Source organism: Flavobacterium sp. RSSA_27, from assembly GCF_051547125.1.
Classification (GTDB): Bacteria; Bacteroidota; Bacteroidia; order Flavobacteriales; family Flavobacteriaceae; genus Flavobacterium.
Window position 1 is genome coordinate 14061 of sequence record NZ_JBPTTN010000003.1, and the last position, 21140, is coordinate 35200.

A 21140-nucleotide genomic window follows, 5' to 3' on the forward strand; every position below is an offset into this window, starting at 1 on the left:
ATTCAAGTACAGCGATACATCACTAAATTATTCTTTTGAAAAAATGAAAAAATACACCTTACAAAAATCACCCTTTATTGTCCCTACGACCGACGGGAAACTAATCGAAGAACATCACGGCATCCCAACTACACAAAATAGAGACGTTTCTATTGCGCATATGATTGCGCCTCCTAAATGGAGTGAACCTTTTCAAACCCCGGAGTTTGACGAATACACCTATATCATCAAAGGAAAAAAGCAATTTATAATCGAAGGAGAAACGGTAATTCTGGAAGCTGGACAATCGATACATATTCAAAAAAATACGCGTGTTCAATATTCGAATCCATTTGAGGAGCCTTGTGAGTATATTGCTATTTGCACTCCCGCTTTTGATTTCAATAAAGTCCATCGCGAATAAAACAAAAATCCCAAATCTAGCATCAAGTAGATTTGGGATTTTTTTATTTTAGATTCAATAACTGAATAATTTTTTCTTCTACTTCTGGGCTGTCCCATTTTTGGGCAATATCAGGAAACTGCATGATTTCCTCCATAATTTTATTTTGAAAATCACCAATAGCCAAAGCTTCAGCATAAGGTTGTAAACTAAATGTTACACGGCTGTACAAGGGCATCCATTTGTCTGGATGCTTATCCGAAAACCATTTCTCGATTTTCTTTTGCAGTAAAAATTTGGGGTTGGCAGTTTTGGAGCTCATTTCTTCAAAATTTCGTCTTGAAAGTTCGGCAATTGCATCCGCATTGGGTTTTCTTGACTTTTGATATTCAGAAAAAATAGTTTTCCAATCGTCGCCATATTTCGAAATCATTTCATTCAGCGTGGTAATGTCTTCAAAACCTGCATTCATTCCATGACCGTAAAAAGGGACTATCGCATGAGCAGCATCTCCAATTAAGGCCACTTTATCGCTGTGCGTCCAAGGAAAACATTTGGTCATCACCAAATAGCTAGTTGGGTTTCTAAAAAAATCTTCGACTAAATCTGGTATTACATCTTTGGTGTCGGGAAAGTATTCTGCAAAAAAATCAACTAAAGCCCTTTCGTCTTTTAAATTTTCAAACGAATTTTCACCTTCAAAAGGCATGAACAACGTACAAGTAAAACTTCCATCTAAATTGGCCAAGCCCATCAACATAAAATTGCCACGAGGCCAAATGTGCAGTGAGTTTTTATCGATTTTATGAGTTCCGTCTTCATTCGCTGGAATATGCAATTCCTTATAACCTATCTTCATGAACTCTTGAGAATAATCAAATTGAGATTGACGCTGCATACGATGACGTACTCTTGAAAAAGCACCATCGGCTCCAAAAACTATATCATACTTTAATTCCTTCCATTCCCCTTGTTCGGTTTCTCCTTCATAAAGGGAAGCATTCGCCAAAGAAACATCCCAAATTTTTCTATTAAAAAAGAATTCAGCTCCAGCTTCTTCCGCCAAATCAATCATTTTTCTGTTGAGAACGCCACGTGAGAGTGAAAAGATAGATTCTCCTTCTTTTCCGTAAAATTGCGTCGTAAAAGTTCCATCTTTGAGATGAATTCCTCTTTTATCTACCTGAATACCGATTTTTTTAATTTCATCTTCAAGTCCAATGTCCTGAAGAGTTTTCCAACCGCGATTAGACATCACTAAATTAATAGAACGTCCAGAAAACTCAACAGTTCTGATGTCTGGACTTCTGTCGTAGACATGCACTGTGTGCCCTAATTTTTTCAGGTAAATTGCCAATAAAGTTCCAACTAAACCAGAACCTACAACGGCTATTTTTTGAGGTGTTTGCATTCAAAGAATATAAAAAAGTTAAGCAAAATTAGGGATTAATACGGGTATCCCTTTATAAAAATCTATTTTTTAATGGGATTAAAGATTAATTTTGTTGAAGTTGTAACGATTTCTGCTTTATTCATTTTCATTTTCCTGAATTTGCCTTCATTATACAATTGGGTTTGGTCAGCATAATGAGCACTCATTGGATTACCAGATTGGCCAGTAGGGATAATACTCCAACTATTTTCTACATCTGAAAAATCAATAATTCTTCTTGTGGATGGCCCAGCAGTAACATTATATTTACCAGAATCATTCAAACTAAACATCAAATTGTTAATCACTTCGTTAGTACCCGCGATTTCAAAAGGACCCACATTGAAAATTGGTTGCAATGCACTGACCTTACCTAATGGATGTTGGTGTTCTACTGTATGTACTTTGTTCCAAGTCCAAGATGCGACAGTATTCCCTAATTGCTTCTCGAGAGCCACTACAGCTTCTTTATACGACTTTTGCAAAATAAAAGCTTGTGCTTCTTTGGTTCCTTTTGTAGTGGTATCATCCCACCAAATCGAGTTAGGATTGGCAAGTAGTTTTGTAGCCACTTGTTTCCCGATATGTGTTCCTAAAAACTGCTCGAATTTATCATTACCTAATTCATCTTCAAAGGTGTTCTTTAAATACAAATAGAGCCATTTGTTGTAAATTGTTGGAGCCACTTGATTGAGATTACTATCACCTTTCCAATCCTTTAAGATAGTAAAAGCTTGTTTTTGATTTTCTGAAAGTGATTCCGAAGCAATAGAAGCCAACATCACTTTAAGCGTCTCGGTTACTGTTGAAGAAGTATTGTCAACTATCATTTGACTTACGGCTTGTTTGTTCCATTTTTGTTTGGCATCTAAAAGCGTAGTAATTCGTTTGGCTCTATCTTCTGGTAGATAATATCCTGGATATAGGAAACCATCAACAGCTTCGGGTTGGTTGTTGGCCGAATAGACATAATTCCACGATGGGTTTACAGCGGATGGATTTTTAGAAAAATCCAAATATTCTGAAATATCTTCTTTCCCTGATGCGCCATTCAAGATAAAATTTGGATTTACCCCAGGTTGGTGTTTGTACAGTTTACCTGTTGCCCACCAAGCCACATTCCCTTTGGCATCACCATACATAACGTTCAATCCAGGAGCGGCTATTATTCCAACTCCTTTCTGAAAATCAGCTATATTTTGAGCGTGAGACAATCGATACACTGCTTCTAAAATCTGAATGGGTTGTTGCGTATAAATCCAAGAAAGTGCAATTGGCTGCTTAGTTTTCAATCCTTGGATTAAATCATTTACGATTGGACCATGACGGCTAATTTTCACTTTCAAATTGACCGAAGAGGAATCTTTGACTTTGATAATTTTGTTCTGAAAGGTATATTTTTGATACCCTTTTGGACTTAAATAACTATTGGCATCATCAACTTTATTTTCTTCTTTATACAAATCCAAATCATCATTTTCGAACATCGTTAACCCATAAGCATACTTCCTGTTGTGTCCCAAAAGCGGATAAGGTGTTCCTGCTAAATAATACCCATACAATTCAAAATCAGGTGTGACAATGTGCGCTTCATACCAAGTAGCTGGCTGAGAAAATCCAATATGAGGGTCGTTAGCAAAAATAACTTTACCATTCTCAGTTTTTGGCGGCGCAATAACCCAACTGTTACTTCCAATAAAAGGTGGAATTGGAGATTGGTCAAGCAATGCTGTAACTGATTTTGCGATTTCCGAATATTCCTTTATTTTTTCTTTCGCATTTTTGATTCTAGTAGTTCCCAAAGAACCGTCCAAACCAAAATCTTTTAAATACTCCGCTCCAAGTTGATCACGAATATCAGTCAATAATGGGTCTGTTTTTTGTGCCATAGCAAAGCTGAATGACATGTATCCAAAAATATTATAGACATCTTTGAGTGTGAATTTTTCTTTTTTAACCCCAACTAAATGAAACTCAATAGGTGTTTTACCTTCTTCCAAATATTGATTAATACCGTCTAAATAAGCCATTGCCAATTGATAATCCTTTCCATTTTTATCCAATTTGGCAATGGCAATCTCAGAAGCTTCTTCGATACCTAAACCCGCAAAAAACATATCATTTTTTAAAGCAACAGAACCGAAAATCTCAGATAATCGCCCTGGTGCAATGCGTCGCATCAATTCCATTTGCCATAAACGATCTTGCGCATGCACATAACCCAAAGCTACCATGGCATCTTTTTGACTACTGGCATATATATGAGGTACACCAAAATCATCAAAATAAACAGTGGTGGTCTTATCTAAATTTTGCAAGGACAACTCTCCTTCATATTTAGGTTTGGTGTAAAAAGCATAGCCTAGTAAAGCCAATGCAAGCACTATTAAAAACAAGAAAAGAAATAGGGTAATTTTTTTAACTACTCTCATGGTGTGACTATTATTTTAGGCTATGATTTAATTGAATCATTATCATTGATTACAAACATCAAGAAAGACATTCGCAATTCATTTTTAACAAATAAGAAAAACAAATATAAAGGAATCCTAATGACATTCATCAAAGAAACAAACGAACAAAGGAATCTTTTGTCAAAAAAATCATAAATATATGCAAATTTTGTTTAATAAATATTCTAAATAGATAAACAAAAATTATCTTTGACAAAAAAAGCCATGAAGCATTTAAGCAAAGAAAATATTGTACAAATGGATAAGATTTCGAAACTAAACCTTATCAATTCTTGTACTGGTTATAAGTCTGCCAACTTAATTGCCACTAAATCTATAGATGGCGCTACAAATGTAGCGGTATTTAGCAGCATCACCCACTTAGGAAGTAGTCCGGCTCTACTTGGTTTCATCATGCGCCCGACGACAGTTCCTAGAGACACTTACAAAAACATTATGGAGACAGGCTATTTCACTGTAAACCACATCACCGTTGACATGATGGCCGACGCCCATCATACATCAGCCAACTACGACACAGGGGTTTCAGAATTTGATAAAACAAATTTAACCGAGGAATACAAAAACAATTTACCGATTCCATTCGTTAAAGGAAGTCCCGTTCAATTGTACTGCAAATTTGTGAATGAATATTTTATCAAAGAAAATGATACCATACATGTAATTGCTTCTATTGAACATTTATTTTTTGAAGAAGAATTACAACACAAAGACAGTTGGCTGCAACTTGATAAAGCCAAAGTTCTTGCAATGAATGGTTTGGATGGCTATTGTTTGCCAACATTAATTGATCGTTTTGAATATGCTCGTAAAGAACAACCCACAAACTCTTTACTTGACCAACCCCTGCTTTAGTACGTCCATTCCTAAAAAGGAGTACGATTAACAACTATCAATGAGTTACGTTAAGACTATGTTTTTGTTGTAACATGATATTTATCAGGTTTTTACTCGATACTATTCATAACATTTGCAGATATTTAAAGCTGCAATATATGACCAACAAAAAATCCCCTCATACCTTTCACATACCCGTAATGGGATTAGCTTATACCATAGACAGCCCCATTCGTGTGGCACATTATGGAATTTCATCTGTAATTTCGATAGCTGATGATGATTTGATAGAAAAGATGAATGCTTTTTATAGCGAAAAATTTGAGATTCCTTACAAAGAAATCACTCAGAAAATCCATGATTATAGAGCCGAACGAATTACTTCCTATCTCAATTTAGTAGATCGTATTGTAAAGCAAAAATTCGAAAACTTCAAAACAGAATTAGTTGAAAGCAAACAGGCATTGGACAACTACATCGCTCAATTACCCAATACTTCCGATCTAAAAAAAGGCATTCTACAATTGATGGAGGATGGCTTGGTCTTCAAAGAAAAGTTGCAACACTACCTTGAAAACCAATTGGCTCCTGGTGCCATTGATGTAAACATCATGACCAAATTAGACAAGGACAATTATAGTGGTAAAAAACCTCTTCCTATTGAATTCAATGATGCACATGCAGCACTTAGAGGATTTGCGAACAGTACATTATCTTCATCTGTAGTATTGAGTGCAGGAATGAATCCAAGATTGTACAGCTATTTTGAAAATTTTTCATGTTTCTTTCCTGATGCAAAAAGTGCCCTAAAAAAGAAAATAACATTAAAAGTAAGTGACTTTAGATCCGCAATGATTCAAGGTAACTTTTTGGCTAAAAAAGGGCTTTGGGTTTCAGAATATCGTATAGAATCAGGGTTGAACTGCGGAGGACATGCATTTGCAACAGATGGTTTTCTGTTAGGCCCCATTTTGGAAGAATTCAAACAAAAGAAAGAGCAACTCATCCAATCAGCCCATGACTTAATGGTAAAAGCCTTAGAACAAAAAGAACTTCCTGTTCCAGAATCTCCTTTAGAACTAAAAATTACGGTTCAAGGAGGTGTAGGAACAGCTGCAGAACATAACTTTTTATTAGAGCATTATCAGGTAGACTCTGTTGGATGGGGTTCCCCATTTTTATTGGTCCCTGAGGCTACTTCTGTAGACAACACTACCCGAAAATTATTGGCTGAAGCCAAAGAAAATGATTTATACTTGAGTCATATTTCTCCTTTGGGTGTACCATTTAATACTTTAAGAGGAACCACAAATGAAATTGTAAAAGAGAAACGAATTCAAGCCAATAAAGCAGGCAGTTCGTGTCCTAAAAAATTCTTGGCCTTACACAAGGACGCAGAGGGTAAAGGCATTTGTACGGCTTCTAAAAAATATCAAGATGAAAAATTGGCTACTCTTGAGGAGAAAAAACAAACGCTTACTCAAGAGCAATATGAAAATTGCAAAAACAGCATCACCGAAAAATCTTGCTTATGCGTGGGGTTAGCTAATGCATCTTACTTGGAGAACAATATCCCAATAAAAGGGCAAGACCAAGGAATTGTAGTATGTCCTGGACCGAATTTAGCTTATTTTGATCAAGAAATTACTCTAAAGAAAATGGTCCAACACATTTATGGCAATGATACCATTTTGAAAGGCTACCGTCCTAATGTTTTCATCAATGAGCTCAAAATGTATGTGGATTATTATAAAAACGAGATCAAGCAAGCAGCTTTAGAACAGTCACAATCGCAACTAAAAAAACTTGCCACTTTTAAGAAAAATTTATTAGAGGGAATTAACTATTATCAAAGTGTACTGCCTCTTGCAGCAGCCTTTGAATCTATAGGAGAAGACATTCAAATGTATTTGCTTAAGTACGAAATAGCGTTAAATACTTGTGAATAAGAGGGGTAAAAAACAATCAACTTTTTATCGTTCATTTAGTAAATCAAATAAGCCGACTTTTGTCGGCTTATTTGATTTATAGAATATATTTTTACTTCTTTTTTTCCAAAATACCCTGTTTTAGAATTTGTCCAAAATGGTACATATCTTCATAGGAAGTGTATAATGGAACAGGTGCTAAACGAATCACGTTGGGTTCTCTCCAATCGGTGATTACGCCGTTTTTCATCAAGTAATCGAACAAACTACGTCCTTCACCGTGTAAAAAAACGGAAAGCTGCGAAGCACGCTCCTCAGGATTACTCGGAGTAATTATTTCAAAAGTGCTGTCTACTTCTTTGTCTATTTCGTGCAATATAAATTCTAAATAAGAAGTGATATGGTCACGTTTTTTAATCAATGCCTCCATACCCACTTCGTCAAATAAATGAACCGAAGCCAAATAAGGTGCTAAGGATAAAATAGGTAAATTACTGATTTGCCAACCATCGGCTCCGTGAACAGGATCAAATTGAGGTTCCATTTTGAAACGTCTTTCTTTGTTATGTCCCCACCAACCCGCGAATCTCGACAAGTTACTATCGTTGTGATGTTTTTGATGCACAAAACAACCCGAAGCATTTCCTGGGCCTGAGTTCATATATTTGTAACTGCACCAAGCGGCAAAATCCACATTCCAATCGTGTAGTTCTAGTTTGATATTTCCTGCAGCGTGTGCTAAGTCCCACCCTACTTTTGCTCCTACTCGATGACCAGCAGCAGTGATGGTTTTGATATCAAAAACTTGGCCGGTGTAATAGTTTACTCCTCCGATTAAAACCAACGCCAACTCATCGCCTACTTCGTTTATTTTGCTAATAATGTCTTCGAGGCGAATGTTGTGTTCTCCTTCGCGACGTTTAATTTCAATTATGGCATCGCTTGCATTGATGCCGCTGTTTTGAGCGTGAAATTGCACTTGACTCTGAAACATGTATTGGTCAGAAGGAAAGGCTTTTTCTTCGCAAATGATTTTATACCTTTTGGAAGTAGGCTTATAAAAAGAAACCATCAACAAGTGAAGATTGACCGTCAAGGTATTCATCACCGTAACTTCGCTAGGCAAAGCGCCCACAATTTTACTCAATGGCGCTGCAAAGCGTTCATGATAATCCCACCAAGGTTTGTCGGCATAGAAATGACCTTCAACGGCAAGATTGGCCCAGTCGTTCATTACTTCATCAACATAGGTTTTGGTTCTTTTGGGCTGTAGTCCAAGAGAGTTTCCGGTAAAATAAATTACTTTTTGGTTATTGACTTGCGGGAAAATAAATTCGTTTTGATAGCTTCTCAACGGATCTTGTGCATCTAATTGTTGCGCAAATTCGAGCGTATTTTTGAAATTCATAAGAGTTGTTTTGAGGGGTAAATGTAATAAAAACCTATGTTCGATTACATATTTGTGAAAAAATCTATAAAAATGATTTTAGCTAAAATTGAACGTGCTTTTAGATTGGAAAATTTAAACATATGAGCCATAGAAGTTTTTTAACTGGATAATTATGGAACCAGATAAAGCATTAAAGAACCTATAAGTTGTTGCTATTGTATGTAGCTGCGGAAATTTAATTATCTTTTATATGTGAAAATCTGTGTTTAAAAAGTAAACTTTTAAAGCCAAAAAGTGTTTTGAAAAGGAGTCGTGTTAGGGATGGTAATGGAAATAAAGAGCGCTGGCACTTTAGTATTGCCCTAACGAGGAAGCGACCAACGGAAGCACCCGCAGTAGGAGCAATAGTTAGTGCCGCGCTCTTTATTGTAATGTACAGCCCGTAATACGCCCAAAAAAAAAAAAATCTCGCCTTTACTGACGAGATTAAAATTTTATAAGTTTCAATTAGAGAATCAACATTGCGTCTCCGTACGAGTAGAATTTGTATCCTTCTTTGATGGCTTCGTCATAGGCTTTGCGCATTAAATCGTGACCACAAAAAGCAGAAATCATCATTAACAACGTTGATTTTGGCGTATGAAAATTGGTAATCATACAGGTAGCAATACTGAAATCGTGTGGTGGAAAGATGAATTTATTGGTCCAACCATCGTAAGGATTTAAAGTATTTTGAGAAGAAACTGAACTTTCGATAGCTCGCATTGAAGTGGTTCCTACAGCACAAATTCTTTTCTTGTTGGCTTTGGCTTCGTTCACAATATCGCAAGCTTCTTGAGTAATTTTTAACTCTTCAGAATCCATTTTGTGTTTGGATAAATCTTCTACCTCAACAGGATTGAAAGTTCCTAAACCTACGTGCAAAGTAACTTCGGCAAATTTAGCTCCTTTGATTTCCAAACGTTTTAAAAGGTGTTTTGAGAAGTGTAATCCTGCAGTTGGTGCAGCTACAGCTCCTTCTTCTTTGGCGTAAATGGTTTGGTAACGCTCTGCATCTTCAGGAGTTACCTCTCTGTTGATGTATTTTGGGATTGGGGTTTCTCCCAATTCTGTCAATTTATTTCTGAATTCTTCGTAAGAACCGTCATATAAAAAACGAAGGGTTCTACCACGAGAAGTGGTATTATCAATCACCTCAGCCACTAAAGAATCGTCGTCACCAAAATACAATTTGTTTCCGATACGGATTTTACGCGCTGGGTCTACTAATACATCCCATAATCTTTGTTCAGCATTCAATTCTCTCAACAAGAAAACTTCGATTCTAGCACCAGTCTTTTCTTTGTTACCATACAAACGTGCTGGAAAAACTTTGGTATTGTTTAGGATTAAAACATCGCCATCATCAAAATAATCAATTACGTCTTTGAACATTTTATGCTCAATCGTTTGTTTTTTTCTATCGATTACCATCAAACGAGATTCGTCTCTATTTTCTGCAGGAAATTCGGCTAAAAGTTCTTTGGGTAAATTGAAGTTAAAGTGGGATAATTTCATATTTGAGTATTAAGATATTAGAAGTAAATAGTAAGACTTGCTGCCTTACTAAAAAACTGGCTGCAAATATACGATTACGAGATAGGCGTTGTCAAGTGTTTTGGTGTTTATTTTGTTTATTACTACAACGACGGGCGTTTACAAGCCTTTTATCTATACCAAAGCTTACACAAAGAATAAGAAAATAGAGTTGAAACTAAATTTGAGCAGATTGAAATCCTAAACTTTTTAAATCTGTCCAAAAATCGGGATACGATTTAGAAACGACCTCAGCGTTGTTGATGATAATTGGAACACGCAAAGCCAAAGGAGCAAAAGCCATAGCCATACGATGGTCGTTATAGGTATCTATTGCGATATTTTCAAGTATTTCTTGAGTTGGTTCTAGGGTCAAACTATCGTTAGTAACAGTAATGGCTGCGCCTAATTTTGTTAGTTCAATTCGTAGCGCTTCCAAGCGGTCGGTTTCTTTGATTTTTAGGGTATGCAATCCCGTTAAATGACATCCTATACCCAATCCTAAACAAGTAACGACGATGGTTTGCGCAATATCCGGCGTGTTATTCAAATCGAAAGCAACCGATTGATACTCGAAATTAGGTTTTTTCATCAAAGTCAAGTTGTTTCCTTCAAAACGAGCTTCGACTCCCATTTTGGCGTAGATTTCAACCAAAGCCGAATCGCCTTGCAAACTTGATTCTTTATAGCTGCTCAATACGATAGCAGCTTCGTTAGACAAAGCAGCCAAACTGAAAAAGTAAGACGCAGAACTCCAATCGGATTCGACTGTTAGCGTTTGTTGTTTTGATTTTGTTGTTAATGGTTTGACTGTGATGACATTTTCTTCGAATTTGGTTTCGACACCAATTTCGTTCAGCAAAGCCAAGGTCATTTTGATATAAGGAACAGAAGTGATTTCGCCAACCAATGTCAATTCGATTCCGTTTTCTAGTTTTGGAGCTACTAGCAAAAGTGCCGAAATGTATTGACTACTTACATTGGCTGGAATACTCACTTTTGATTGCGTTATTTTTTGGCCTTTGATTCGGATAGGTGGGAATCCCGGTTCTTTTTCGTAAGCTATTTGGGCGCCTAATTGTTGCAAGGCTTCAACCAATACTTTTATAGGGCGCTCCGTCATGCGCTGAGAACCTGTCAAAACCACTTCTTTTCCTTCGCTTACTGCAAAAAAAGCTGTTAAGAAACGCATGGCAGTTCCAGCGTGATGAATATCAATAAGTTGGAAATCCGAATTTGAAAATTGTGTATTCTGCAATGCTTTGATCATCACTTCCGAATCATCAGAGTTGGAAGTGTTTTCTAGAACTAGATTGGAATACAATGCTTGCAACAATAACAATCTGTTGGTTTCACTTTTGGAACCAGTAATTGAAATAGTCGCATTAAGGGTTGAAATTGCAGTATGTAGTTGTAAATTCATGGCTGTATAAAAAAGGTTGTGAGTCGTGCTTTGTCTTGCCGCTCCAATAATTAAGGGCTGCAATTTACAATTCACAACTCACAATTCACAATTTACAATTGTCTAATTATTTGAGTTTTTCGTTGTTTTTGTGACGATTTTTATCTCGCTCAGATTTCAAATCCATTTTTTTATCAAAAGCGGCTTGCAAATCAATTCCTGTTTGATTGGCCAAACACAAGACTACAAAAACTACATCGGCCAATTCTTCGCCTAAGTCTTTGTTTTTATCGCTTTCTTTTTCGGATTGTTCTCCATAACGACGAGCAATGATTCGGGCTACCTCGCCTACTTCTTCGGTGAGTTGCGCCATATTTGTCAATTCGTTGAAATAGCGAACACCGTGTTCTTTAATCCAGTTATCTACGTCTAGTTGTGCGTTTTTTAAGTTCATTGGGTTTTATTTATTTAACCCTGACAGGGTTTTAAACCCTGTCAGGGATGGTGTAAAAATTAGTATTCGATTATTAAATTAATAATTTCGTTTGAATTTTGTTGCTGATTGTGATAAAAAAGAAAGTTTTCTACATCACCGAATAACTCAATCACTTCTGATCTTTTCAGCTTTGTTGGTTTATTCGAAATTATGGTCTCGTAGGAAGACCAAGGATACAAACTCATTTGGTTCACAAAACCATGATGAACTGGATTGTTGTGGATGTAAAAAATTAATTGTTGAAAATACTTTTCAGAAGAAACCAATTTTCTTTCAAAAGTGGTTTCAAAAAGACTTCCAGTTCTGTTATGACGTTTATTTACCGCCTGTGTATAGGCATTAAACAAGTGAGAAAACTGCCTGGAAGGGTCAATCGTTTTTGGCTTTTCAGTTGTAGAATACGTTAATTCATTTTGCACTATTTCAACTTTTTCTTTGATTCGCACCAAAAGATGAAAATGGTTTTTTAACAAACACCAGGCATATGTTTCAGCAATCGGCTCTATATATTTAGCATACAACCTTAGAAAATGATAGTAATTTTCGTTTTCAAAAAATATATCAATTCCATTATTACCACGATTATAAATGTGATAGTAATTGCCATGAAGGATAGGTTGTTTTATTTCCATTATACAACTTTTATAATTTATTTAACCCTGTCAGAGTTTTGAACTCTGACAGGGTTAATTTCATATTGAATCTTCCCAACTACATTATCAACATTCTCAGAATATAATAAGTAATTTTGTATAATCATGATGAAGCTTTTCAACATATATAAAGAATTGCTTGTTGTAAAAGAAAACAACGTTTCGTGAAAAGCTACAAATTATTCTCTATTTTTTGAATCAATTTGGATAGTTACTGGCCCATCATTTAACAATAAAACCTTCATATCCGCACCAAAAACACCTGTGGGCACTTTTTTTCCTAATTTACTCTCTAAGGCTTTTACAAAACGCTCATACATAGGAATGGCGATATCGGGTTTTGCGGCTTTTATATACGAAGGGCGATTCCCTTTTTTGGTTGCCGCGTGAAGTGTAAACTGACTGACCACAAGCACATCGCCACCAATATCTTGAACAGAAAGGTTCATTACCTCATTTTCATCATTAAATATTCTAAGCTGCGTAATTTTGGTCACTAGCCAATCCAAATCTTCTTGGGTATCGGCTTCTTCTATTCCCACAAAAACCAACAGCCCATTTTGGATTTCGGCTACTACTTTGCTCTCAACTGTTACTGAGGCATTCGCTACTCTTTGGATTACGACTCTCATTACTCCCTCGTTTTATCGCTAGCTTTTCTATCTTCATCGTACACATCCGTGCGGTAATGTTCGTCGTCGCCTTCAAGGATTTTAAGGTAACTATTGTAACGCGACCAAGCAATTTCATCTTTTTCCAAAGCTGCTTTTATAGCACAATGTGGTTCTTCTTTATGCAAACAATTGTTGAACTTGCATTGTTCTTTTAATCTAAAAAATTCAGGGAAATAATCGCTAATTTCCTGAGGCTCCATATCTACAATTCCAAATCCTTTGATACCTGGCGTGTCAATAATACTAGCATTAAAAGACAAATCATACATCTCTGCAAAAGTGGTGGTATGCTGACCTTGCTTACTTTGCTCGGAGATATTCTTGGTTTTCAAATCCAAGCTCGGCTCCAAAGCATTAACCAAAGTCGATTTACCTACACCTGAATGCCCCGAGAACATACTCGTTTTACCAATCATTAATGCTTTCAAATCTTCAACTCCCTTGCCTTCAGCTGCTGAAACGCGCAAACATTGATACCCAATTTCCTGATAAACGTGCTGCATATACAATTGTTCATCTAAGGTAACATCGTCTAAAGTATCAATTTTATTAAAAACCAAAATAGTCTCAATACCATAGGCTTCGGCAGTAACCAAAAATCTATCGATAAAACTAAACGTAGTTGGAGGATTGTTGATGGTAATCAACAGAAAAACACGGTCAATATTGGCGGCAATAATGTGCATTTGATGCGACAAATTCACTGATTTTCTAACAATGTAATTCTTACGGTCGTGAATATGATGTATAGTACCCGTAACGGTATCGGAGGTTTGTTCCAATTCATAATCTACTACATCGCCTACTGCAATGGGATTGGTACTTTTAATGCCTTTCATTCGGAACTTCCCTTTCATCCTGCACTCCATAAAATCGCCTTGCTCGGATTTTACAGTGTACCAACTTCCTGTAGATTTATAAACGGTTCCTGTCATTTTCAGATTTTAGTTTTAAATGTTTGCAAAGATAAATGATTTATGATTGAAGAGTAACGATTTTATATTTATGATTTTAGAACACTAGAAAAAAACAAAAAAATCCCAAAACAAAGGTCTTGGGATTTAATAAAATCTAAAGTCAGAAATCTTTACGAATTCAAGACTTTATCTTGTTTGTTGATACTTTCTTGGTGAATGGCTTTGAACATTTTTAAAACAAACTCTTCCGAAAGTCCTTTCTTTTCTCCTTCCAAAATCATTTTCCCTAAAATTTCGTTCCAACGATTGTTTTGCAAAACCGCTACGTTCGCTTCTTTTTTCACCTGACCAATTTCTACGGCCACTTTCATTCTTTTGCTCAAAAGCTCTAATAAATTAGCATCCAACACATCGATATTCGCTCTTAACTTACTCATTTTAGTCATAAACTCATCCGAAACATCGCTTTGCTTTCTCACTCTTAAGTCTTTGAAAATTTGTTTCAAAGCGTCTGGCGTTACTTGTTGTGCAGCATCACTCCAAGCGTTATCAGGATCTGTGTGAGTTTCAATAATCATTCCGTCATAATTCAAATCCAAAGCTTCTTGCGTCACTTCAAGAATCATATCACGATTCCCTGTAATGTGAGAAGGATCGATAATCAATGGCAAATCTGGAAATTTGTTTTGCAATTCAATCGCGATTTGCCATTCTGGAATGTTTCTGTATTTTGTTTTTTCGTAAGTAGAAAAACCACGGTGAATCACCCCTAATTTTTCAATGCCAGCCATATGCAAACGCTCAACACCACCTAACCACAAAGCTAAATCTGGGTTCACTGGATTCTTAATCAAAACGATTTTATCTGTGCCTTTCAAGGTATCAGCAATTTCTTGAACCGCAAACGGATTGGCCGTAGTACGTGCCCCAACCCATAAAACATCAATATCATTTTCTAAAGCCAATTTACAGTGAGCAGCAGTAGCTACTTCGGTTCCCATTAACAAACCTGTTTCAGCTTTGGCTTTTTTCAACCATTTCAATCCTATTTCTCCAACACCTTCAAATCCACCTGGACGTGTTCTTGGTTTCCAAATTCCAGCTCTAAACACACTTACATCAGAATCTTTCAATTCGTGTGCAATTTTCAATACTTGCTCTTCTGTTTCGGCGCTACAAGGTCCTGCTATCACCAATGGATGCGTCAAATTGAACGCTTCCAACCAATTTCTCATTTCTTTCTTGTTTTCCATTTTTTTAGTTTTTAATCTTTAAAATTATTCTATAGTTTCTTGTGTTAATTCTGTACTTCACTACCTATTTTTTGATATTCATTCCATTCAAAATGGCTTTAATTTTATTGACACTCTGCATTTCATCAAAAATCGCATCGTATTCTTCGCTTTTCAACAAGTCTTTGAACTGCGTCAAATTAGCAATATACTCTTCCAAACTTTTCACTACGTGCTTTTTGTTTTGTTTAAAAATTGGCGTCCACATCGCTGGTGAACTCTTGGCCAAACGCACGGTGCTCTCAAAACCAGAACCCGCCATATCAAAAATATCTTGTTCGTCCTTCTCTTTATTGATAACCGTTTTTCCTAACATAAACGAACTAATGTGCGACAAATGCGATACGTAAGCAATGTGTTTATCGTGCGACTTTGGGTCCATATAGCGAATGCGCATTCCTAACTCTTTGAACAATTCGATGGCTTTTTCTTGCAGCTTAAAGGTTGTTTTCTCCACCTCACAAATGATATTTGTTTTTCCTTGAAACAATCCTTTAATAGCCGCTGATGGTCCCGAAAATTCCGTTCCTGCAATAGGATGCGTGGCAATATAATTTCTTCTTCTTGGATGATTCGCTACCGCCTCACAAATAGGCAATTTGGTAGAACCCACTTCAAAAACAATGGTATTTTCGCCAATATGATTTAAAACTTCGGGCAACACTTGCAACGCCACATCCACAGGAACCGAAACAATAACATAATCCGCATCGGCCAAATCCTGCATCGTAGCCACTTTCTCCACAACCCCAAGCGCCATCGCCTCTTGCAAATGGGTTTCATTTTTATCCATTCCGTAAATAGTCGCTTCTGGGTGTACCGCTTTTATATCCAACACCATCGAACCTCCAATCAAACCTATTCCTATTACGTGTATATTCATTATTATTTTTATTATTAGCTAATCCTGCTATCCGCTATATCTATTGTGGTGAACCCCGCCACAATAGGATGCCTCTACTATCAGGGCTAGGTATTATCTGCTAAAAACGACGAATCGCTTCTTCAATTTTTTCTTCTTTTACACACAAAGCAAATCGGATGTACCCTTCACCATTCGAACCAAAAATAGTTCCTGGTGTAATAAAGATGTATTTCTCATACAGTATCTTATCAATAAAATCCTCCGCCGATGTAATTCCTGCTGGAAGCTTCGCCCAAACAAACAATCCAACGCCTTCTTTGTACACCTCACAACCTAATTTCTCTGCCAATGCTTCGGTTAAAATTCTGCGTTTTGCGTAAATCGCATTCATTTCGTCGAACCAAGAAGCCTCACTCTGCAAAGCCGCAATAGCCCCTTTTTGAATGCCGTAAAACATTCCGCTATCCATATTACTTTTTACTTTCAATACGGCATCAATGCAGGCAGCATTTCCAGAAACCATTCCTACACGCCATCCTGCCATATTGAATGTTTTGGACAACGAATTCAACTCCAACGCTACTTCTTTTGCCCCTTCAACTTGCAACAAACTCATAGGTTGGTCATTCAAAACAAAACTATACGGATTATCATTGACCAAAAGAATATTGTGTTTTTGAGCAAAAGCCACCAGTTTTTCAAACAAAGCCAAATTTCCTCTGGCACCTGTAGGCATATGCGGATAACCAATCCACATTAATTTTACTTTAGACAAATCCATTTTTTCCAAAGCCTCAAAATCTGGTTCCCAATTGGTGCTTTCTTTCAAGTCATAATATAGTGGCACCGCACCTACTAAATTCGTCACCGAAGTATAGGTCGGATACCCAGGATTTGGAATCAAAACAGCATCGCCTTCATTCAAAAAGGCTAACGAAATGTGCATAATTCCTTCTTTAGAACCCATCAAAGGCAAAATTTCAGTAGTGCTATTTAGGCTCACTTGATAATTACGCTCATAAAAATCAGCCATAGCTTGTCTTAATTCTGGCAACCCTTGATAGCTTTGATACTGATGTGCATTTTCGTCTTGCATCGCAGCAGTCATTGCGGCAATCACAGCAGGAGCAGGTTTTAAATCAGGACTACCTATTCCCATATTGATTACAGGTTTTCCTTCGGCGGCCAATTGGCGCACTTCTCTTAACTTTGAGGAGAAGTAATATTCTTCAACTATCGCTAAACGTTGGGCAGTTGTTATCATTTTTTTTTAGCTTTATTCTAAATTGGAATTTTTTATTTTCTAGTTTGGAGATTCAAGTAATGGCTTTGTATTTTTATATTCACCCAAAACTTTAAAATAATGCGCCATAATCGAAACTAATGCTTTCGCCTTGGCGTAATCTTCATACTTGTCAAAAGTCACATCTACAAAAAAAGAATATTTCCAAGGTGTTTCTATTTTTGGCAAAGATTGTATTTTGGTTAAATTGAGTTTACAATCGCTCATCACATTCAAAACAGCGGCTAAACTTCCGCGTTTATGGTCCAATTCAAACTTAATGGAGGCTCTATTGATTTCGTCTTCGGAAACAAAAGAATTCTCTTTCTTGAGTATCACAAATCGAGTCATATTGTTCTCGATGGTTTGAATCGAAGGTGCAATAATCTCTAAATGATACATCTCAGCAGCCGTTTCACTAGCGATTGCCGCAATTCCTTTGATTTGATTTTCGTGGATTCTGCGTGCGGTTTCTGCCGTATCTTTATCCTCAACCAATTTGATGTTAGGGTATTTTTTCAAGAAATCCATACATTGCAATAATGCCATCGGATGAGAATGTACTTCTTGAATATCCTCGATTTTCTGTCCAGGTAAGGCCATTAAATTTTGAATAATATCCAAGTAATGTTCCCCTATAATGTGCAAATTATTCTTGTCGATTAATGCATAATTTGGAATAATCGGTCCAGCAATGGAGTTCTCGATAGCCATTACCGCTTGGTCACTATCTCCTTTCAACAAGCTATCTACTAATTCTTCAAAAGACAAGCATTCATCTACAGCCACATTTTGGTAGAAATAATCTTTGGCTACCTGATGATGAAATGACCCCTTTATCCCCTGAATTGCAATTTTTGTTCTCATATATTCAAAAAAAAATCCTGATTTTCATCAGGATTGTATTGTAGTTTTATTTGTTTCTTTTTTTTCTTTCAAATAACCATAGCACAATCCTTACTTCTCAAAGAAGAAATAAAAAGTATAGCTAAAGTAAAAACGGTTATTCAACATTTTGTGTTCTGATTTTCAGTAAATTCTTTGGCAAAGATAAAAACTTATTTTAAAGGTGTCAAAAAAAACAGCATTAATCCCTAACAAAAAAGGATTTCTTTGTGAAATTGATTTTCAATTAACAATTCGATAAAAAAGTCTATAGTGAAGTCTGTTTTTTTATTGATACTTCTTCTGTTTTGAAAGCCAAAAGCCTATTTTTTCATTTTTGGTACTCGCGATGGTGTATCTTTTCCACTAATTATAGTTTGTGAACTGATGGCAATCGACTTAATAATCTCCGTCATATTATCCATATCCAAAGTACTTATTTCGTCACTTAATTTATGATAATTGGGTTCTATATCCATTTTAGAGGTAGAAATGGTATGTGCTGGAACTCCTAAAGCCGCTAACCTAGCATTATCTGATCGGTAAAACAATTGTTCTTGTGGATACGGATCTTGATAGAAATTGAATCCTGAACCTACCAAATTCTTTTGCAAAATAGTTCCAAAATCAGAGCGCTCGAATCCTGTAATGTATGCTGAATTTTTGCCCCATTTACTATCGGTTCCAATCATTTCTATATTGAACATCGCTACCACTTCGTCTGCATTGATAGAATTTGAGAAAAAAGCAGCACCGTAACCTCCCGTTTCTTCACCCGTAAATGCCACAAAAATAAGTGTTCGTGCGTTATCGTTTTTCTTTTTAAAATATTCAGCCAAAGTAATTACGGCTGTAATTCCAGAAGCGTCATCATTTGCTCCATTAAAAACTTTGTCATCGCCAGACTCTTTCATTCCTAAATGATCGTAATGACCAGAAAAAATCACATACTCGTTGGGTTTTGATTTGCCAGGAATAATTCCAATCACATTATTGGCATTTTTCCCTTTAATCAAAAAATCCTGACGATAGGATTGTAACTCTTTATAATAAGTCAATCCAATTCGTTTGAACTCTCCTTCGATAAAAGCTGAAGCTTTTTCAATACCTGGTGTAAACAAGGCACGCCCTTCCATGGCATCCGAAGACAATTCCGTTTCTATTCGAGTAACCTCGCTTTGTTGAATCCCACTCTGAGCTTGAGCCGTGAATCCGAAAAGCACCAACAATCCTAGACTAATTCTTTTCATACTTATTCGATTTAATTGATTTCAATTTGTCGTAACAACCATTTTTTACCTTCTACGATTCGCGTGACCATCATTGCCGATATCAAATCGCCATTGGCATTGAGCAAGGTAGCCATTGGATCCACTAGTGTTCCTATAATCATTGCCGCGGGCAAAGCTTGTTCCATGGGAAAGCCATACACCGTTATGGCCAAAATTTCACCAATAAACCCTCCATTTGGAATTCCTCCCTCCACTACCGAAACCACTATCGTTATCCCAATGGCGGTAAGGATTGTCAATGGATCCGAAAAATCTTTTCCAAAAATAGCAAACATAATGGCTATTTTAACTATCGAAGACATACTCGAACCGTCTTTATGCAATGGTGCACCCAACGGAATGACGACATTTCGAATATAGGCAGGAATTTTCATTTGCTCAGCTCCTTCAAGATTAGCTGGAATCGTTGCAATGCTGCTACAAGTACCCACTGCTGTAAATGCAGGCGTAATATTATTTTTCCAAAATGTTTGTACGCCTAATTTACCACTGGAAAAAAAGGCATACAACGTAAAAAAAACTACAAAGTAAACGGCACCTACTCCATAATAAACCGCCAAAGGTTTGCCATAAGCACCAAAAAGTTGTGGCCCAAAAATACCCACTTGATAAGCAAAGTAAGCGCCTAAACCAATGGGCGCACCTTTCATAATGATGTGCAAAAGTTGTTTCATCACCTCATTAGCCGATCGTAAAAATCGAGCAAAATCTTTTCCTTTTTCCCCTGCATTTAAAGTGGCAAAACCCATTAAAAAAGAAAAAAGAATTAGCGCCAGCATATTTTTTCGGGATAAAATCTCGTAAAAATCATTTACTGTTAGCAATTGGGTCAAAGCGGAACCCGAACCCACTTCGTGAACAGAAGTAACAGGATTTTGAGATACAAAAACAGAAGTATCAATAGGAAAAAGCAACATCCCCACTACCATTACCACAGCCGAAATAACAACAGTTGTTACAAAAACCAACAAAACAATTCCGAAAAGCTTTCCTAATTTTTCGGTCTTTTCTAAATTGGCAATCGAATCCGCTATAGTAAAAATAACCAAAGGAATAATTGCCGTAAATAAAAGGTTCAAAAAAATATCACCCAAAGGTTTGATTACTGCTACGTCTTTACCAAATAGTAATCCAGCAAGGCTTCCTGAAAGGATTCCGCCCAAAAGCAATAAAATACTGCTGTAATTTTTTAAAAAAGAATAGGTTTGTAATGGTTTCATTGATTATAGTTTACTTATAGTTCAGAAGTAAATATATAAATCTTACCGCATTGATTTGAAATAAATAGAAATAATTTCGCTACAAAGCAACCTAAACAATTCCTATTTATTTTTTTTAGCTAATATAGAAACTTCCATAGCTTG

The 21140-nt window shown here is 36.4% G+C and carries 18 protein-coding genes; 3 read left to right on the forward strand and 15 right to left on the reverse strand.

Going from position 1 to position 21140, the window contains the following annotated elements:
- Positions 1–43 precede the first annotated feature (43 nt).
- A complete protein-coding gene (locus ACSVH5_RS05065; RefSeq protein WP_438060373.1) occupies positions 44–403 on the forward strand; it encodes a cupin domain-containing protein in 360 nt (119 codons plus the stop codon).
- A gap of 43 nt (positions 404–446) precedes the next feature.
- On the opposite strand, the gene ACSVH5_RS05070 is transcribed toward ACSVH5_RS05065, so the two are convergent.
- Together ACSVH5_RS05070 and ACSVH5_RS05075 are read right to left on the reverse strand one after the other, a co-directional pair.
- Positions 447–1793, reverse strand: a complete 1347-nt coding sequence (locus ACSVH5_RS05070) for an FAD-dependent oxidoreductase (protein ID WP_438060374.1) — start codon at positions 1791–1793, stop codon at positions 447–449.
- Between the two features lie 62 nt (positions 1794–1855).
- Positions 1856–4246 carry a penicillin acylase family protein gene (locus ACSVH5_RS05075; RefSeq protein WP_438060375.1) on the reverse strand — a complete coding sequence of 797 codons (2391 nt, stop codon included), beginning with the start codon at positions 4244–4246 and terminating at the stop codon, positions 1856–1858.
- Positions 4247–4492: 246 nt separating this feature from the next.
- Here ACSVH5_RS05075 and ACSVH5_RS05080 point away from each other — a divergent pair, with 246 nt between their 5' ends.
- Together ACSVH5_RS05080 and ACSVH5_RS05085 are read left to right on the forward strand one after the other, a co-directional pair.
- Complete coding sequence (locus tag ACSVH5_RS05080) at positions 4493–5143, forward strand: flavin reductase family protein (protein WP_438060376.1); 651 nt, start codon at positions 4493–4495, stop codon at positions 5141–5143.
- Between the two features lie 140 nt (positions 5144–5283).
- On the forward strand, positions 5284–7074 hold the full coding sequence (locus ACSVH5_RS05085; RefSeq protein ID WP_438060377.1) for a hypothetical protein: 1791 nt from the start codon (positions 5284–5286) through the stop codon (positions 7072–7074).
- A 91-nt stretch (positions 7075–7165) separates the two neighbouring features.
- Here ACSVH5_RS05085 and kynU read toward each other — a convergent pair whose 3' ends face one another.
- The 13 genes from kynU to ACSVH5_RS05150 form a co-directional block, all read right to left on the reverse strand.
- A complete protein-coding gene (gene kynU, locus ACSVH5_RS05090; RefSeq protein WP_438060378.1) occupies positions 7166–8461 on the reverse strand; it encodes a kynureninase in 1296 nt (431 codons plus the stop codon).
- Between the two features lie 489 nt (positions 8462–8950).
- On the reverse strand, positions 8951–10000 hold the full coding sequence (gene queA, locus ACSVH5_RS05095; protein WP_438060379.1) for a tRNA preQ1(34) S-adenosylmethionine ribosyltransferase-isomerase QueA: 1050 nt from the start codon (positions 9998–10000) through the stop codon (positions 8951–8953).
- A gap of 196 nt (positions 10001–10196) precedes the next feature.
- Positions 10197–11441 (reverse strand): 3-phosphoshikimate 1-carboxyvinyltransferase, encoded by a 1245-nt coding sequence (gene aroA / locus ACSVH5_RS05100; RefSeq protein WP_438060380.1) that lies wholly within the window; start codon positions 11439–11441, stop codon positions 10197–10199.
- A gap of 106 nt (positions 11442–11547) precedes the next feature.
- A complete protein-coding gene (locus ACSVH5_RS05105; protein WP_064714216.1) occupies positions 11548–11874 on the reverse strand; it encodes a nucleotide pyrophosphohydrolase in 327 nt (108 codons plus the stop codon).
- Between the two features lie 59 nt (positions 11875–11933).
- The gene (locus ACSVH5_RS05110; RefSeq protein ID WP_438060381.1) at positions 11934–12548 is read right to left on the reverse strand and encodes a transposase; all 615 of its coding nucleotides are present in this window, start codon (positions 12546–12548) and stop codon (positions 11934–11936) included.
- A gap of 200 nt (positions 12549–12748) precedes the next feature.
- Positions 12749–13201, reverse strand: a complete 453-nt coding sequence (gene dtd / locus ACSVH5_RS05115; RefSeq protein ID WP_438060382.1) for a D-aminoacyl-tRNA deacylase — start codon at positions 13199–13201, stop codon at positions 12749–12751.
- Complete coding sequence (gene rsgA / locus ACSVH5_RS05120) at positions 13201–14178, reverse strand: ribosome small subunit-dependent GTPase A (protein WP_438060383.1); 978 nt, start codon at positions 14176–14178, stop codon at positions 13201–13203. The genes dtd and rsgA overlap by 1 nt, the downstream gene beginning before the upstream one ends.
- A gap of 152 nt (positions 14179–14330) precedes the next feature.
- Positions 14331–15413 (reverse strand): chorismate mutase, encoded by a 1083-nt coding sequence (locus ACSVH5_RS05125; RefSeq protein ID WP_438060384.1) that lies wholly within the window; start codon positions 15411–15413, stop codon positions 14331–14333.
- A 64-nt stretch (positions 15414–15477) separates the two neighbouring features.
- Positions 15478–16335, reverse strand: a complete 858-nt coding sequence (locus ACSVH5_RS05130) for a prephenate dehydrogenase (protein WP_438060385.1) — start codon at positions 16333–16335, stop codon at positions 15478–15480.
- 100 nt (positions 16336–16435) lie between these two features.
- Complete coding sequence (locus tag ACSVH5_RS05135) at positions 16436–17581, reverse strand: pyridoxal phosphate-dependent aminotransferase (protein WP_438060386.1); 1146 nt, start codon at positions 17579–17581, stop codon at positions 16436–16438.
- A 39-nt stretch (positions 17582–17620) separates the two neighbouring features.
- Positions 17621–18466 (reverse strand): prephenate dehydratase, encoded by an 846-nt coding sequence (locus tag ACSVH5_RS05140; RefSeq protein ID WP_438060387.1) that lies wholly within the window; start codon positions 18464–18466, stop codon positions 17621–17623.
- 341 nt (positions 18467–18807) lie between these two features.
- Positions 18808–19734, reverse strand: coding sequence for a M28 family peptidase (locus ACSVH5_RS05145; protein ID WP_438060388.1), 927 nt, complete (start codon positions 19732–19734; stop codon positions 18808–18810).
- Positions 19735–19745: 11 nt separating this feature from the next.
- A complete protein-coding gene (locus ACSVH5_RS05150; protein ID WP_438060389.1) occupies positions 19746–20996 on the reverse strand; it encodes a dicarboxylate/amino acid:cation symporter in 1251 nt (416 codons plus the stop codon).
- Positions 20997–21140: the final 144 nt, after the last annotated feature.

Excerpts from the sequence above, each read along its gene's own strand:
- ACSVH5_RS05065 (WP_438060373.1), top strand. The coding sequence starts at position 44 with ATGAAAAAATACACCTTACAAAAATCACCCTTTATTGTCCCTACGACC.
- ACSVH5_RS05070 (WP_438060374.1), bottom strand. The coding sequence starts at position 1,793 with ATGCAAACACCTCAAAAAATAGCCGTTGTAGGTTCTGGTTTAGTTGGA.
- ACSVH5_RS05075 (WP_438060375.1), bottom strand. The coding sequence starts at position 4,246 with ATGAGAGTAGTTAAAAAAATTACCCTATTTCTTTTCTTGTTTTTAATA.
- ACSVH5_RS05080 (WP_438060376.1), top strand. The coding sequence starts at position 4,493 with ATGAAGCATTTAAGCAAAGAAAATATTGTACAAATGGATAAGATTTCG.
- ACSVH5_RS05085 (WP_438060377.1), top strand. The coding sequence starts at position 5,284 with ATGACCAACAAAAAATCCCCTCATACCTTTCACATACCCGTAATGGGA.
- kynU (WP_438060378.1), bottom strand. The coding sequence starts at position 8,461 with ATGAATTTCAAAAATACGCTCGAATTTGCGCAACAATTAGATGCACAA.
- queA (WP_438060379.1), bottom strand. The coding sequence starts at position 10,000 with ATGAAATTATCCCACTTTAACTTCAATTTACCCAAAGAACTTTTAGCC.
- aroA (WP_438060380.1), bottom strand. The coding sequence starts at position 11,441 with ATGAATTTACAACTACATACTGCAATTTCAACCCTTAATGCGACTATT.
- ACSVH5_RS05105 (WP_064714216.1), bottom strand. The coding sequence starts at position 11,874 with ATGAACTTAAAAAACGCACAACTAGACGTAGATAACTGGATTAAAGAA.
- ACSVH5_RS05110 (WP_438060381.1), bottom strand. The coding sequence starts at position 12,548 with ATGGAAATAAAACAACCTATCCTTCATGGCAATTACTATCACATTTAT.
- dtd (WP_438060382.1), bottom strand. The coding sequence starts at position 13,201 with ATGAGAGTCGTAATCCAAAGAGTAGCGAATGCCTCAGTAACAGTTGAG.
- rsgA (WP_438060383.1), bottom strand. The coding sequence starts at position 14,178 with ATGACAGGAACCGTTTATAAATCTACAGGAAGTTGGTACACTGTAAAA.
- ACSVH5_RS05125 (WP_438060384.1), bottom strand. The coding sequence starts at position 15,413 with ATGGAAAACAAGAAAGAAATGAGAAATTGGTTGGAAGCGTTCAATTTG.
- ACSVH5_RS05130 (WP_438060385.1), bottom strand. The coding sequence starts at position 16,335 with ATGAATATACACGTAATAGGAATAGGTTTGATTGGAGGTTCGATGGTG.
- ACSVH5_RS05135 (WP_438060386.1), bottom strand. The coding sequence starts at position 17,581 with ATGATAACAACTGCCCAACGTTTAGCGATAGTTGAAGAATATTACTTC.
- ACSVH5_RS05140 (WP_438060387.1), bottom strand. The coding sequence starts at position 18,466 with ATGAGAACAAAAATTGCAATTCAGGGGATAAAGGGGTCATTTCATCAT.
- ACSVH5_RS05145 (WP_438060388.1), bottom strand. The coding sequence starts at position 19,734 with ATGAAAAGAATTAGTCTAGGATTGTTGGTGCTTTTCGGATTCACGGCT.
- ACSVH5_RS05150 (WP_438060389.1), bottom strand. The coding sequence starts at position 20,996 with ATGAAACCATTACAAACCTATTCTTTTTTAAAAAATTACAGCAGTATT.